The 14,838-nt window shown below is 63.5% G+C and carries 15 protein-coding genes; 6 read left to right on the top strand and 9 right to left on the bottom strand.

What is annotated here, in order from left to right; genetic code table 11:
• Positions 1-13: 13 nt before the first annotated feature.
• The gene (locus ACN50D_RS20825; protein WP_212633972.1) at positions 14-796 is read right to left on the bottom strand and encodes an SDR family oxidoreductase; all 783 of its coding nucleotides are present in this window, start codon (positions 794-796) and stop codon (positions 14-16) included.
• A gap of 34 nt (positions 797-830) precedes the next feature.
• Here ACN50D_RS20825 and ACN50D_RS20820 point away from each other — a divergent pair, with 34 nt between their 5' ends.
• Complete coding sequence (locus ACN50D_RS20820) at positions 831-1,274, top strand: hypothetical protein (RefSeq protein WP_007726759.1); 444 nt, start codon at positions 831-833, stop codon at positions 1,272-1,274.
• A 4-nt stretch (positions 1,275-1,278) separates the two neighbouring features.
• Here the strand turns inward: ACN50D_RS20820 and ACN50D_RS20815 are convergent, their stop codons facing one another.
• The gene (locus ACN50D_RS20815) at positions 1,279-1,992 is read right to left on the bottom strand and encodes a lysoplasmalogenase (protein WP_003944391.1); all 714 of its coding nucleotides are present in this window, start codon (positions 1,990-1,992) and stop codon (positions 1,279-1,281) included.
• A 49-nt stretch (positions 1,993-2,041) separates the two neighbouring features.
• Entirely contained in the window at positions 2,042-2,722 is a 681-nt protein-coding gene (locus tag ACN50D_RS20810; protein WP_212633971.1) for a lysophospholipid acyltransferase family protein, read from the bottom strand.
• A gap of 63 nt (positions 2,723-2,785) precedes the next feature.
• On the opposite strand from ACN50D_RS20810, the gene ACN50D_RS20805 reads away from it, so the two are divergent.
• Genes ACN50D_RS20805 through ACN50D_RS20795 form a run of 3 tightly spaced genes read left to right on the top strand, consistent with a single transcriptional unit; the run spans position 2,786 to position 5,106 of the window.
• Positions 2,786-3,349 (top strand): TetR/AcrR family transcriptional regulator, encoded by a 564-nt coding sequence (locus tag ACN50D_RS20805; RefSeq protein ID WP_212633970.1) that lies wholly within the window; start codon positions 2,786-2,788, stop codon positions 3,347-3,349.
• A 33-nt stretch (positions 3,350-3,382) separates the two neighbouring features.
• Entirely contained in the window at positions 3,383-3,826 is a 444-nt protein-coding gene (locus ACN50D_RS20800; RefSeq protein ID WP_003944339.1) for a MarR family winged helix-turn-helix transcriptional regulator, read from the top strand.
• Positions 3,827-3,849: 23 nt separating this feature from the next.
• Positions 3,850-5,106, top strand: a complete 1,257-nt coding sequence (locus ACN50D_RS20795) for an MFS transporter (RefSeq protein WP_212633969.1) — start codon at positions 3,850-3,852, stop codon at positions 5,104-5,106.
• A gap of 51 nt (positions 5,107-5,157) precedes the next feature.
• On the opposite strand, the gene pyrE is transcribed toward ACN50D_RS20795, so the two are convergent.
• The 5 genes from pyrE to clpB form a co-directional block, all read right to left on the bottom strand.
• Entirely contained in the window at positions 5,158-5,691 is a 534-nt protein-coding gene (gene pyrE, locus ACN50D_RS20790) for an orotate phosphoribosyltransferase (RefSeq protein WP_003944385.1), read from the bottom strand.
• Between the two features lie 98 nt (positions 5,692-5,789).
• The gene (locus ACN50D_RS20785; protein WP_037131478.1) at positions 5,790-6,590 is read right to left on the bottom strand and encodes an SDR family NAD(P)-dependent oxidoreductase; all 801 of its coding nucleotides are present in this window, start codon (positions 6,588-6,590) and stop codon (positions 5,790-5,792) included.
• A 46-nt stretch (positions 6,591-6,636) separates the two neighbouring features.
• Positions 6,637-7,539, bottom strand: a complete 903-nt coding sequence (locus ACN50D_RS20780) for a hypothetical protein (RefSeq protein ID WP_075835187.1) — start codon at positions 7,537-7,539, stop codon at positions 6,637-6,639.
• An 86-nt stretch (positions 7,540-7,625) separates the two neighbouring features.
• Entirely contained in the window at positions 7,626-8,615 is a 990-nt protein-coding gene (locus tag ACN50D_RS20775) for a hypothetical protein (RefSeq protein ID WP_212633968.1), read from the bottom strand.
• Positions 8,616-8,773: 158 nt separating this feature from the next.
• Positions 8,774-11,326, bottom strand: coding sequence for an ATP-dependent chaperone ClpB (clpB, locus tag ACN50D_RS20770; RefSeq protein WP_007726750.1), 2,553 nt, complete (start codon positions 11,324-11,326; stop codon positions 8,774-8,776).
• 182 nt (positions 11,327-11,508) lie between these two features.
• On the opposite strand from clpB, the gene ACN50D_RS20765 reads away from it, so the two are divergent.
• A complete protein-coding gene (locus ACN50D_RS20765; RefSeq protein ID WP_208689781.1) occupies positions 11,509-12,705 on the top strand; it encodes an FAD-binding oxidoreductase in 1,197 nt (398 codons plus the stop codon).
• A gap of 16 nt (positions 12,706-12,721) precedes the next feature.
• Entirely contained in the window at positions 12,722-13,468 is a 747-nt protein-coding gene (locus ACN50D_RS20760; RefSeq protein WP_003944435.1) for an FAD-binding oxidoreductase, read from the top strand.
• A gap of 3 nt (positions 13,469-13,471) precedes the next feature.
• Here the strand turns inward: ACN50D_RS20760 and ACN50D_RS20755 are convergent, their stop codons facing one another.
• The gene (locus ACN50D_RS20755; RefSeq protein ID WP_003944359.1) at positions 13,472-14,632 is read right to left on the bottom strand and encodes a globin domain-containing protein; all 1,161 of its coding nucleotides are present in this window, start codon (positions 14,630-14,632) and stop codon (positions 13,472-13,474) included.
• Positions 14,633-14,838 lie beyond the last annotated feature (206 nt).

Raw genomic sequence — 14,838 nt, 5'->3', positions numbered from 1 at the left:
ATCGTGTGGTCGACTAAGTGCTGGTGACGCGCTTGTTCATCAGCCGTGAGAGCCACGCGGGCGAGAACCGCGACGCGCTGAGGAAGAGCTTCGCCTGAGTTCCGACCGGGTAGTGAACCTTGTGCATCCGTCCGGCGCCGCGTGTGGCCGCCCACAGTTCCTGCGCGACGTCGGTTGCAGTCAGCTTGATACCCAACGATCTGGTGGCTCCGGTGTCCATTCCAGTGACCATCGCGGTCTGGACGAACAACGGCCAGAGCGCGAGAACACGGATGTCGTGCTGTGCCCATTCCAGATCGAGCGCCTCGGTCAGGCCGCGGATCGCGAACTTGGTTGCACCGTACGTCGCCAGTTCGGGCTGGCCGTAGATCGCCGAAGCGGAGCACAGATTGACCACCTGGGCGCCGACGGTATCGCGGAGGTACGGGAAAGCCGTGTGCGTGCCGTTGAGGGTGCCGGTGATGTTGATGTCGACCATTCGGCGATGCGCCGCAAGAGAAATATCCTCGAACCGTCCCGACGAGAGCACGCCCGCATTGTTGATCAGGATGTCCAGACGCCCGGACTCCCCGGCAAAATCGGCCAGACACTGCGCCCATCCCGCCGGATCGGTGACATCCAGGACACCCGTCACGACACTGCCGCCGAAACCGTCGATCTCGGCCTGCAAGGAGGCAAGGCCGGCGTCGTCGATGTCGAACGCGCCGACGCGGTATCCGTTGCGCGCGAACAACAGCGACGTCTCCCGCCCGATTCCAGCCGCAGCACCGGTGATGAAGACGTTCGGTTCGCTCATCCGGTCAGGCTATCCTGGATGTGGAGGAAATCTGATGAATCACCGTCGCGTCGTACACACCGTGTGTTTCATCGCGGTGGGGTATCTGATCGTGCTCGCCGTGTGGCTCGGATGGCTGGTCGAGCACACCCCGCCTGGCACGCTGCCCTATCAGATCGGCGGGCTGCTCGCCGCTTTCGGCTCGGTTCTCGGATTCGGAATGGCATGGGCCAACCGCCCGACCCGCGCCGAGCGCAAACTCGAAAAGCACGGCCTCGAAGGGTGGGCACGAATCGACACCGTCACACCCCTGCGCCGAACCGTCGACGGCGAATTGGCCAAGCTCGCACTCCACCTCACGGTTCCAGGTTCCGATTCGTACTCGGGCCGGATCGAGTACGAGATCCGACCCGAGTACAAAGACAAGATCACTCCCGGATCCACGGTCACCGTCATGGTGGACCCGAAGAACCGAGACCGAATCATGCTGTGCCCGTGAAGGACTAGACGCTCTTCTTGCGTCCCAGCGCCAACATGCCCTCCACCAGCATCAGCTGCGCTCCCGCGTACGACGCCAGGATCACTCCCTCGGCAGCAGCGCGGCCGGCGGTCCCGCGGATGAACAGACGACGCACCACGATCAGTCCGTCCGATGCGGTGAAGAGCACTCCGCCCAATCCGAGCCAGGAGCGTCGATCCTTGTTCGGGACGACCACGTCGAGCACGGCGTTGGACTGCGGTGCCAGAGCGGGGTCTGCCGACAACGTCGAGGTGGTTCCCAACATCAATCCATACCCGGTGAGCGGCGTCGACACGCTCGGGGCCTTGGCACGGAGCAGTCCGGACGCCGTCGACCAACCGCTGATGCGGGGCCGCAGGGCAGCGCGGGTCGGCCGAGCGCCGCGGCGCAGCAGGAGCGCCGAGTAACTGGCCTGCATCACCGCGAACGAGGACGCGCCCTTGATCAGACGAGCATCGTTGTCCGGGTCGATCATGAACACGTCGCCGACAGTTGCAGCGGCGAGACCGGCCAGAAGCAGTGCGGTATCGGCAGTTTCCGTCTCCGAGCGCTTGCGCAGCACTCGGGCGGCCAGAGCGGGTGCGATCAACGGCTTCGCGATCTGCTGAACCCGCTCGTTACCGACTACTGCCCCGACCACTGTCGCTGCCGTCGCCGCCGCAAAAACTGCGTGCTCGATGCCCCACTTGCCCGCCATCACAATCCTCCTGTTGGTTACACGTCCAACAGCGACCGTACTGGGTCACTCAGGCGGCATCGCCGGATTTGACGTCCGCGCCGTAGACATCGACGTATTCCTGCCCCGACTGGTCACAGAGCACTGCCATCAATTCGTCCGTCGCCGCACGCACGACGGCCTGGTAGCCACGAAGTTCGCGGTACCGAGAGAAGTCGATCGGCTCCCCTACCGTGATCCGGACCTTGCTGAAGCGCCACATCCGCGTACCCGGCGGGTTGACTGCGTCGCCGCCGTGTACGACGACGGGAATGACCGGCGCCCCGGTTTCCAATGCAACTCGAATCGCTCCGGTCTTTCGCTTGTACAGGCAACCGTCGGGTGATCGTGTTCCCTCGGGGTAGATCCCCCAGACACCACCCTTGTCGAGAATCCCGATGGCCGTGTCCAACGCCGCACGGGAGGCGTCGGCGCCGCTACGGTCGATCGGCACCTGACCGGCCCCACCGAAGAACCAGCGCTGCATCGCGCCCTTCACACCGGTCCCGGTGAAATATTCACTCTTCGCGACGAAGGTGATGCGTCGGCGCACCATGAGAACCAGGAAGAACGAGTCGACGACTGCCCGATGGTTGCCGGCGAGAATCACCGGCCCTTTCTTGGGGATGTGGTGCTGACCCTCGATCGTCGGCCGCCCGAACAGCCAGAGGACCGGGCCGATCAGGACGTATTTGAACAGCCAATAGAGCACAGGGCATCACCTTTTCCGTCTAGTAGACAGTGTCTACGACAAGAATAGTAGACACTGTCTTCCATGACTGTCAGCAGCCTTCGCGAAACACTCGTCGCCACCGGCGTCGAGATTCTCGATGCCGACGGCGCCACAGAACTGACGCTACGGGAGATAGCGCGTCGGGCGGGCGTGTCGCACGGCGCCCCGCGGAGATACTTTCCGACCCACAACAGCCTGCTAGCCGCAATTGCCTCACACGGCCTGCGCGATCTCGCCGACAGACTCGATCCCGTCCTCGCCGGCAAACAATCCGCTCGTAGCCGATTGATCTCGGCAGCAATCGAATACGTGTCATTCGCCCAGGAGCGACCGGCGATGTTCGAGTTGATGTTTCGCCACGACCTCCTCGAGGGCGCAGGCAGCAACCTCCGAGAGTCTTCTCTCCCACTCTTCACCGCCCTGCAATCCCTGACCGAAGAGGCCGACGCCTCCGATCCCACCACATCTGCGTTGAACATCTGGACCGGAACCCACGGCATCGCAGTGCTGGCGGCAAATCGAAGCCTCGCACTCGTCGCACCCGACCTCGATGTGCCGTCGCTGGTAGCCACCGCCGTGACGGACCACCTTCCACGGACTCGTTGATTTACATAGTTAACCTATGCAATAATGTTCTTCGTGACAGACGAAGAACAGCAACTGCACGAACTACTCGTCGACCTCGTGAGCAATACGCACCGCTTCGCGAAGCTGGCAGGCTCCTTCGCGTCCGATCAGTACCCACGCGCCTGGCTGCGCGCACTCTCGTTACTCGAGGAATACGGCGAAATGCGGATCAGCGACTTCGCTCGACTCGACAGAAGCTCGCAGCCCTCTGCCACTGCACTACTGCGCAAACTCGGCGAGAACGGTTACGTCGAACGCCGCGCCGACCCCGAGGACGCCCGGGCAGTTCGAGTGGCCATGACGGACAAGGGCCGAAAGATCTTGAACGACGGTCGAAACGAGATCGCCGACGCTCTAGTCCCCCACTTCGTCGAACTCGGGCCCGAGCAGATCAAGAAACTGGCCGACGGATTGGCCGAATTGCGGTCCATCATCAAGACTTCCGATCCCAGCTGAAACACCCACCACTGAAAAAGGAGGTGGCCGTGAGCAACACGACCGCGACATCAACGCACCAGAACGAGGCTCCGCCGAGCCTCCTGAAACAACCGAAAGCGGTGTGGGCGGTAGCCTTTGCCAGCATCATCGCCTTCATGGGCATCGGATTGGTCGATCCGATCCTCAAACCGATCGGCGAACAACTCGACGCCACACCGTCGCAGGTTTCGCTGCTGTTCACCAGCTACATGCTCGTCACCGGCGTGGCCATGCTCATCACCGGTGTGGTGTCCAGCCGCATCGGCGCCAAGAAAACACTTCTTGCAGGCCTTGCCATCATCATCGTGTTCGCTTCTCTGGCAGGCGCTTCCAGCACCATCGGCCAGATCGTCGGATTCCGTGCGGGCTGGGGACTCGGCAATGCACTGTTCATCGCAACGGCGCTCGCGGCAATCGTCGGCGCGGCCAGCGGCGGCGTGGCACGGGCGATCATCCTGTACGAGGCTGCATTGGGCATCGGTATCGCAGTCGGACCGCTGGTCGGCGGAGTTCTCGGTGACATCAGCTGGCGCGCACCTTTCTTCGGCGTCGCAGCCCTGATGGCGGTCGCCTTCATTCTCATCGTGGTGATGCTTCCGAGCGCACCCAAGCCCGAACACCACACGTCCATCGCCGCGCCCTTCCAGGCGTTGCGGCACCGCGGGCTACTCACCGTTGCCATCACCGCGCTGCTCTACAACTACGGATTCTTCACGCTGCTCGCGTACACGCCGTTCCCCCTCGACATGGGGGCGTACCCGATCGGATTCATCTTCTTCGGTTGGGGCCTGATGCTGGCGATCTCGTCGGTTTTCCTCGCCCCTCGCCTGCAACGACGCTTCGGCACCCTGCCGATGATGATGCTGGCACTGACCCTGTTCGCACTCGACCTGGGCATGATGGCGCTCTTCACCGAGAACAAGATCGTCTTGATCGTCGGTGTCGTCCTCGCCGGTTTGTTCCTCGGCGTGAACAACACACTCATCACCGAAACCGTCATGATCTCAGCTCCCGTGGAGCGGTCGACCGCCTCGGCTGCTTACAGCTTCGTTCGATTCGTCGGCGGCGCCGCTGCTCCGTGGGTAGCCGGCAAGCTCGGCGAATCCAACGTCCACATGCCGTTCTGGGTCGGCGCGGTGCTCACCCTCGCCGCCGTATTCGTCCTGTCTAGCGGACGTAAGGTTCTCGCTCACGTCGACGACCACGATCCCGCGCCGCACAGCGTCGACGAAGCACTCGCCGTCACCGTAGGCGACTGACCCCTGTGAGTGGTTGAGGAGCGCAGGGACTCCTTAACCACTCACGGGGCGTCAGCTCAGGTTCAGATCTTCCAGGCCCAGCAGCGAGCGGTACTCGACGCCCTCGGCACCGATCACCGCATCCGCACCCGTCGCGCGATCGACGACCGTAGCGACTCCGACCACGGTGGCCCCTGCCTCGCGCAGGGCCTTCACTGCTGTCAACGGCGAATTGCCCGTCGTGGTCGTGTCCTCGACAACCAGGACACGCTTGCCGACGATGTCCGGGCCCTCGATCTGGCGCTGCATCCCGTGGGCCTTCGCGGCCTTGCGGACGACAAACGCATCGATCGGTCGGCCGGGAGCGTGCATCACCGCCATGGCAACCGGATCGGCGCCCATCGTCAAACCGCCGACGGCGTCGAAATCCCAGTCCGCGACCAGTTCACGCAGCAGCGAGCCGATCAGCGGCGCTGCCTTGTGGTGAAGTGTCGCGCGGCGAAGGTCGACGTAGTAATCGGCTTCCTTGCCCGAGGACAACGTCACCTTTCCGTGTACAACAGCCAATTCGCGCACCAGCGCAGCCAAATCCTCACGATCGCTCATGAGTGCTCAGCCTACCGACCACTACCTTGTGTTCGGCTTCTGCCTCTGGGCTACGTCCGGCTTCCGCCTCTGGGCTACGTCCGGCTTCCGCCTCTGGGCTACGTCCGCCCGCGGCCTCGTCCGACGATGTTGGTCAGCCGGCGAACCAGCCCCTTGGGAACGAGACGCCCGGCCGTCGTGAGGACCTTGTACTGGAATCCCGGAATACTGATGACCTTGTCGTCACCGAGATCCTTCATCGACGCCGCAACCACCTGGTCGACGCTCAGCCACATCGGCTTGGGGATCGTGGACATCTCGATGCCCGCGCGCTCGTGGAACTCGGTGCGAATGAAGCCCGGGCACAGCGCCTGCACGCGCACTCCCGTCCCGGCCAACCCGCCGGACAGCCCTTCGGTGAACGAGATGACATAGGCCTTGCTTGCCGAATACGTCGAACCCCGCCCGGACAGCAGGCCCGCGACGCTCGCCACGTTGACAATCGTTCCGTGCGCCGACGCGATCATGCTGGGCAGCGCCGCACGGGTCAGCCGCATCACGGCGGTGACGTTGACGTCGAGTTGAGACTGAAGGAGCGCCGGATCGGCGGTCCAGAACTCGCCGGAGGTACCGAATCCGGCGTTGTTCACCAACACCTCGACGCCCTTCTCCAAACGAAGCGCGACCGTGTCGCGTCCGGCCTCCGATGCGAGATCGGCAACCAGAATCTCCGACTCGGTGCCGAACATCGTCTTCAACTCGGACGCGAGGTCGTGCAATCTGACCTCGTCACGTGCGACGAGAACCAGGTCGTATCCGAGGGAGGCGTATTTCTTGGCGAAACCGGCGCCGAGACCAGAGGTGGGTCCGGTCACCAGGGCAACGGGACGCACAGGGCGATCCGAGTGGGAAGTCGACATACCGGCCACGCTAGTGGTTATCGCGCCTGGACGGGAACCTTAAAGGTCAGTCGACCGGGCGAATTGTGCCCGAGCGCTGCGACGCCGGGCGCTGAGCCGGCTTGTCAGCCGCCTCGGGCTTGCGCAGCGATTGATCCGGACGTGGCGCAGATTCCCGCGGTGCGGGCTCACGCGGTGCGGACTCACGCGGTGCGGACTCACGCGGGGCAAATTCACGCGGCGGAGCGTCACGGGGCGGCTGCTCTTGACGCGAACGGGGCTGTTCTACCGGATCCGGAGTTGGGCGAGACTTCTCGGCGCCCGGCCGCGGGCGGCTCGGATCGTGATCGACCTCGAGTTCGTTGGGATCGGTGACGGGAGGCAGGACATGCAGAATGCCGGACAGGCGCGCAACCGACTCGATTGCCGCGTCCCAGTCCCGGCCGTTACTGGTCACCGGAAGTGAACCGAGCGTCCACTGCCCTTCGCTCCACAGCATGCTGATCGACGGCGGAACCGATTCGGTGAACGCCACCATGCGCTGATCACAGACACGACGTGCGATCTCGAGATCGGTCGCGAAGACGACTCGTGAACCGATCGCACCCAACAGGTTCAGGTCGCCGTCCTTGGGCGGAGCCGTCGACTTCAACCGAAGATCGATGTCGACGTCCGACCCGATCTCGCGGCGAACGGCCACGATGGTTGCGGTCTCTTCCAGGTCGAACAGCACGAACTGTTCTCCGCGACGGCGGCCGCGGACGACGTCGGTAGCAGTGAGGTAGTCCTGCTTGGCCATGACCGCGCGGTGCCATTCGCCTGCCAGCTGATCGTCAGTGGCCGTGTACGTGTAACCCTGCGCCTTGGCCCAGATCTGACGCACTCGCCCGGATTGATCTCGCCTCGTCCTGTCGACGTACAGAAGCGCACCCGCGCCTGCGAGTGCAATTGCTGCCAGTCCGAACCACATTCCAGTCATCACCCTCCAGGGTAGCGACTCGCGGCCTCAACCTCCCGCGACACCCTGGTGGACTCGCCCGATGTGTCGTGAACGACTCAGTTGCCGAACTTCGGCAGCGACGTACTCAGAATCGTGTTGGCGGTCATCGTGCCGTTCTCCACCGGCGTTCCGTCCACGACGATGTTGTCTCCCGGTTGCAGATCGGCGATGGTGGCGCGGTTGAGCGCGATGAGCGTGGTGTCCGCGGTGGTCAGAATCGTCACCTGCGAACCCCCGATCGAATCGATGACCAACGTGCCGCCGTCGTTCGACTTCACGGTGCCGACGGCTCCCCCGGCGTCACCGATGACTTCGCCGAGCCCGCCTGGAAGCTGGCTGAGCGGAGAATCCGTCGTCGGAGTCGGCGCCGTGGTGCTGGCCTTCGGCGGTGTCGTGGTCGGCGCCTGCGTCGTGGTGGTCGGAGGAACGAAAGCGGTCTGGGTGCCCTTGTCGTTCGAGCCGAACGCCGAGAACGCGATGATCGCGATCACGGCGACCAGGATCCCGACCACACCGGCGGCCACCCACGTCGCGAGCTTGCGCTTCTTACCGCCGCCCGACGATCCATCGTCGATGAACGGCTGTTCCGGCGGAACTCCACCGCCACCACCGGCAACCGGATACTGCTGTGTATTTCCGTACTGCTGCGTGTTCCCGTACTGATCCGGGTTCCCGTACTGCTGAGCGGTGTACGGCGGATAGGCCTGCGTCGCACCAGGCGGCGGCGCCTGCGGATCGAACTGCGGGTTGTAGGCAGGGAACGCCTGAGTGGGATTCGGCTGCTGCCCCTGCTGCCCCAAGTACTCCGTGTTCTGATCCGGTCCGCCGTAGGGATACTGCTGTGCCCCCGGATACTGCTGTGCCCCCGGATACTGCTGTGCCCCCGGCGGCTGACCGAAATACTCCGTCGGCTGGTTCGGATTCTGGCCGGACACCGTCCCGTACTGCTCCGTCGGCTGGTCGGGCGTACGCCCCCACACCTCGGTCGCCTCGGGATCCTCACGGCGCGGCCCACCCGAGTTACGCGGATCGTTCTGATCGGTCATGCCTGGCTCACCTTCGGTTGGGACGAAAGAGCGTCGGAGTCGTTCGGAGAGGCGCGGGTGCACTCGTCCCCGGTTCGAGCATCCAGCCATCCAGGGTAGAACAAAATGCGAATGCCCCGCCGATCCAAGTGGATCGACGGGGCATTCCGCTTACCGAATCAGGAGAGAACCAACTGATCCGCGTCCTCGCTGACACCGACGTGCACGGTGTCGCCGTCCTGGACCTTGCCGGCCAGGAGCAGCTTGGCGAGCTGGTCGCCGATCGACTGCTGAACGAGTCGACGCAATGGCCGAGCGCCGTACAGCGGGTCGTAGCCGCGCACTGCGAGCCACATCCGAGCCGCACCGTTCACCTCGAGGGTGAGACGACGCGCAGCCAGACGCTTCTGCAACTGCTCGAGCTGGATGTCCACGATGTGCTCCAACTGCTCCTCGGAGAGCGAGTCGAAGATGACCACGTCGTCGAGACGGTTGATGAACTCCGGCTTGAACGCGTGGCGTACCGCATCCATGACCTGCTCCCGCGTGCCACCGGATCCCAGGTTGGAGGTCAGGATCAAGATGGTGTTGCGGAAGTCCACCGTGCGGCCTTGACCGTCGGTCAGTCGGCCTTCGTCGAGCACTGCGAGCAAGACGTCGAACACGTCGGGGTGTGCCTTCTCGACCTCGTCGAAGAGGACCACCGAGTACGGGCGTCGTCGAACTGCTTCGGTGAGCTGGCCACCGGCTTCGTAGCCGACGTATCCCGGAGGAGCACCGACGAGTCGGGCCACCGAGTGCTTCTCACCGTATTCGCTCATGTCGATGCGGATCATCGCGCGCTCGTCGTCGAAGAGGAAGTCCGCCAAGGCTTTGGCGAGCTCCGTCTTACCGACGCCGGTCGGGCCGAGGAACAGGAAGGAACCGGTGGGCCGATTGGGGTCGGCGACACCTGCTCGGGCGCGGCGAACCGCATCCGAGACGGCGACGACGGCGTCGGTCTGGCCGACGACGCGCTTGCCGAGTTCGGACTCCATGCGGAGCAGCTTCTCGGTTTCGCCTTCCATCATCCGGCCGGCGGGGATTCCGGTCCAGGCTGCGACCACGTCTGCGACGTCGTCAGGCCCGACCTCTTCCTTGAGCATCACGTCACCGTCGGAGGCAGCTCCGGAAGCGGCTGCTGCCTCTTCCAGTTCCTTCTCGAGCGCCGGGATACGGCCGTAGCGCAACTCGGCTGCCTTGCCCAGATCGCCGTCACGCTCAGCGCGTTCGGACTCTCCTCGCAGGGTTTCGAGCTGTTCCTTCAGCACGCGCACCGAGTCGATGGCCTGCTTTTCGTTCTGCCAGCGGGTGCTGAGCTGATTGAGCTTTTCGCGGTCGTCCGCGAGTTCCTGACGCAGCTTCTCGAGCCGCGCCTTGGACGCGTCGTCGGTTTCCTTCTCGAGTGCCACTTCTTCGATTTCGAGTCGGCGAACCGTGCGTTCCACCTCGTCGATCTCGACGGGACGCGAGTCGATCTCCATACGAAGTCGCGATGCGGCTTCGTCCACGAGGTCGATGGCCTTGTCCGGCAGGAACCGCGACGTGATGTAGCGGTCCGACAGCGCGGCAGCCGCCACCAACGCGGAGTCGGTGATGCGCACGCCGTGGTGCACCTCGTAGCGCTCCTTGAGGCCGCGCAGGATACCGATGGTGTCCTCGACCGAGGGCTCACCGACGAGCACCTGCTGGAAACGACGCTCGAGTGCTGCGTCCTTCTCGATGTACTTGCGGTACTCCTCGAGTGTGGTCGCACCGACCAGCCGTAGCTCACCACGGGCGAGCATCGGCTTGATCATGTTGCCTGCGTCCATCGCGGATTCACCGGTGGCTCCGGCGCCGACGATGGTGTGCAACTCGTCGATGAAGGTGATGACCTGTCCGGCACTGTTCTTGATGTCGTCGAGGACAGCCTTGAGGCGTTCTTCGAATTCACCGCGGAACTTGGCACCGGCGACCATGGACCCGAGATCCAGGGACACGACGGTCTTGCCTCGCAGGGATTCCGGGACGTCACCCGCGACGATGCGTTGGGCAAGGCCCTCCACGATCGCGGTCTTGCCGACGCCGGGCTCACCGATGAGTACCGGGTTGTTCTTGGTACGACGCGAGAGCACCTGCACGACACGGCGAATCTCGGTGTCGCGACCGATCACCGGGTCGAGCTTGCCGCTACGTGCAGCTTCGGTGAGGTCGGTGGAGTACTTTTCCAGCGCTTGGTAGGTGCCTTCGGGCTCCGGGCTGGTGACGCGAGCGCTGCCGCGGACGGTGGTGAAGGCTTCACGCAATGCGTCCTGGGTAGCGCCATGACGTACGAGCAACTGTGCGACGTCGGAGTCCCCGCCGGCCAGTCCGTAGAGGACGTGCTCGGTGGAGACGTATTCGTCGTCCATCTCGGTGGCGAGGTGCTGAGCAGCAGTGAGTGCCGCGAGTGCCTCACGCCCGAGTTGCGGGGTGGAGCTTGCGCCGGTTGTCTTGGGTAGGCGATCGACGATTGCCTGTGCTTCACGGTGTACGACCGTGGGGTCGACGCCTACAGCTTTGAGTAGTGGGGCAGCGATGCCGTCGGTCTGGTCGAGCAATGCGACCAGCAGATGGGCAGGCCGGATATCGGGGTTACCCGCCGACGACGCCGACTGCAGTGCAGCCGTCATCGCAGCCTGGGTCTTGGTTGTTGGTGTGAACGAGTCCACTTGTCACCTTTCTGGCGAAGTCGAACGGGAAGAGCCGCGACCGGTTGGTATTGCGACTGTGTCAATATGCTCAACGCGGACAAACTTGAGTCTATTCCGCTCAAGTTTGTTTTCGCCAGGCCGAGTTGGTTTCGTAGGTCACATTTTCAGCCGTACTAGAATTGTGGCGAGAGTTGCAGCTGGTGCGAAAGGGGGATGGATTGGATCCGACAGTGATCGCCCGTCTGCAATCCAGCCTCGATTCTCTGACCGACGACGAAGAGAGCCGTGCGCACTTCTCGGCAGTGTTCTACACCGGCCTCTTTGCGGAACATCCTCTGTACCGCTCATTGTTCCCCGCCGGGATGGAATCGCAGGGCCACCGTTTCTTCAGAGCCATCGAGTTCGTCGTGAAGAATCTGCCCCAGCATCGCCGAATCCGGAAGTTCCTCACCCAACTCGGCCGCGACCACCGTCGCTACGGCGTCGAGCGTGAGCACTACGAGGCCGCCGGCGTCGCTCTGAAGCGCGCGGTTCGGTCGATGTACGGCACGAGCGCGCACAGCCGCTACAAGTGGACGCCGGAGCTGGACGAGGCCTGGTCTCAGTTCACCGACCTCGTCGTCGGCACGATGGCCGACGGCGCCGAATCCGATACGACCCCGGCGCTCTGGGGCGCAACCGTGGTCAGCCACGAACGAGTCCTCGACGATCTGGCGATTGTGCGCCTCGAAGCCGACCCACCCATTCCGTACGGGGCGGGGCAATACGTAGGTGTTCAGATTCCCCAGCGCCCGAAAATGTGGAGGTATTACTCACCGGCGATTCCGACCAACCCTTTCGGTCAGCTCGAGTTCCACATCCGCAAGGTGTCGGGAGGATGGGTCAGCCCCGCGATCGTCAGCGAGACCAACGTCGGTGACCGCTGGGTCATGTCCACTCCCCTCGGCGGTCTCGAGGTCGATTTCACCAGCGACCGTGACGTTCTCATGATCGGATCCGGCACCGGCATCGCTCCACTGCGGGCACAGGTGATGGAAATGTCTCAACGCGCGCACAACCCGCGCGTGCACCTGTTCGTCGGCGGCCGCTATCCGTGCGATCTCTACGACCTCGAAACGCTCTGGCACATCTCGCTCAGCAACCCGTGGTTGACCGTCGTACCGGTTTCCGAAGAACCCGAAAACCCTTGGTGGCACAACGGACCGGTGCTGGAGCCACCCTTCGGAATGCACAGCCGACTGATCGGACCGATCGGAAAAGTGGTCTCGCAGTTCGGCTCGTGGGCCGACCGTCAGGTGCAGATCTCGGGGTCACCGTCGATGATCAAGACCACCGTCTACGCCTTGCGTGCCGGCGGAACTCCGCTCGACCAGATCCGGCACGACCCGCTCTACTGACTGCAGGAGAACTTTCATGGCCCAGCGAACCTGGTCGAGCACAGTCGTCGAACATCACCGTCTCCGTGAGGATCTGGCGGTTGTTCGTCTTGTCGGCGACGTCGTCCCGTTCCGACCCGGCCAGTACGTCGACGTCAGCGTCCCGCAGAATTCGCGGTTGCTCCGTCGACTCTCCCCCGCACTGCCTCCCTCACACGACGGGAAGTTGGAGTTTCACGTCAAGACGGTTCCCGGTGGTTGGGTCAGCGGTTCGATAGTCAAGGACACCCAGCCTGGTGACGTCTGGCAGATCCTCGACCCGCGCGGCAACCTGTCCGTCGACGAGAACGGCCCCACCGTCATCATGGTCGCGGGCGGAACCGGTTTGGCCCCACTCCGGTCGATCATTCTCGATCTGGCTCAGACCCCGAACCCGCCGCAGGTGTACCTCTTCTTCGGTGGCCGAACGCTTCGTGATCTCTACGCTGCGGACATGCTGTGGCTGCTCGCCGACCAGTTTCCGTGGTTGCAGCCCATTCCTGTCGTCGAAGATCTCTCCGACGGCGGCCCGCCCGACGGATGGTTCGACCGGTTGAACGTCGACATCGGATTCGGCGACGATCATCTCATCGAAGGCACGCTCGCCGACGTCGTCGCGTCGTACGGTGCGTTCACCGAACATCAGGTCCTGGTGTGCGGATCGGCGGCCATGGTTCGGTCGACGCGTGATCGATTGATCGAGGCCGGAACGCCGGCCGAGGTCATTCAGTTCGATCCGTACTGACGGTCAGTACGTCGGGTCGTTGCGAACGGTGTCGACGTCGATGCCCACTGCGCGAAGCCTGAATTTGGTGCTGTTGACCATGGATTCGCTGCCGACGACCTGGATGTCGTAGCCCGCCCAGTCCCCGAACGAGGTCACGACCTTACCGACCTTGCCGACGATGCGCCGCTTCATGCCGATCGGCGGCAGTGGCTCCGCTTCGGTGTGCCACCACGGATTCTCGTCTTCTTCGGAGACCGGGATGATCGTGAGCCACGGGTACTTCTCGGCCAGCTTCCACAGATGTGGAAGGTCGTAGAGATCGCACGGATGCTGTCCGGAGTAGAACAGTTGGACCTTGCGGGTGTTGCCGCGTCGGATCAGTTCGAGGATCTGAGCGCGAAGAGGCGCGACACCTGTTCCCGACGCGATCATCAAAAGGTCCTTGGAGTTCTCCGGAATCCCCAAGGCGCCGATGGGCGAACCGACCACCCAGGTGTCACCGACAGCGGTCTGGTTCACCATGACCGGGCTGACCCACCCGCCGGTGACCTGGCGGATGTGGAACTCGAGGATTCCGGTCCCGTCGTACGGCGTGGCCGGAGAGAGGTAGCGCCACATCCGTGGCCTCGCGGCGACCTGCACGCTGACGTACTGACCGGCGCGGTACTCCATCGTCTGGTCGAGTTGCAGCCGCACGACGGCGACGCCCTTGATGACCGGGCGGCATTCGATGACCGTGGCACTCCACGCGGGCGGACCGTCTTCCGCGTTGGCGGCATCCATCATCGCCGCCGAGATGATCGCGAGCGCGTTACGCCACGCGCTGTCGACCTCGTCGGTCCACATTTCGGCGCCACCGAAGGTCTCGAGTGCTTCGATCAAGGCATTGCCGACTGCCGTGTAGTGCTCGTCGGTGACGCCGTACTTGCGGTGATCGCGGCCGAGCTGCGCGAGGTACTCGAGTATCGCGTCGGACTCGTCGAGGCGTTCGACGACGTGAGCGATAGCGCTGACAAGCCGGTCACGCTGCACATCCATCGCTGCCGGAAAGAACTCCCGGGTTTCGGGCGATCGAGCGAACAGGATCGAATAGAAGGTACGGGCGAGCCGTTCCGGACCATCTTCTACCGCAGCGACGGATTTGAAGCTCGACCGGACCAGAGAGATTGCTTGCGAATCCACGCTCATCCTCGTCCCGACTAGACGCGGCAAGACCCGCCGCGGAATTTCGTCTGCAGCTTATGTCACAAATGTCTGACTCGTAAATCATTCTGGACAAGTGTCACAATGCGACCCCATTTCGCGGTGTGACCGTCCCTTTCTTATTCTTGCGTGCAAGATAAACAAGAGCTTCGACACTCTCGATCGCCGAGCTAACGTTCAGCGAA

Source organism: Rhodococcus sp. SB1D, from assembly GCF_048573875.1.
Classification (GTDB): domain Bacteria; phylum Actinomycetota; class Actinomycetes; order Mycobacteriales; family Mycobacteriaceae; genus Rhodococcus_F; species Rhodococcus_F qingshengii.
This window is presented reverse-complemented; position numbering and strand designations above follow the sequence as displayed.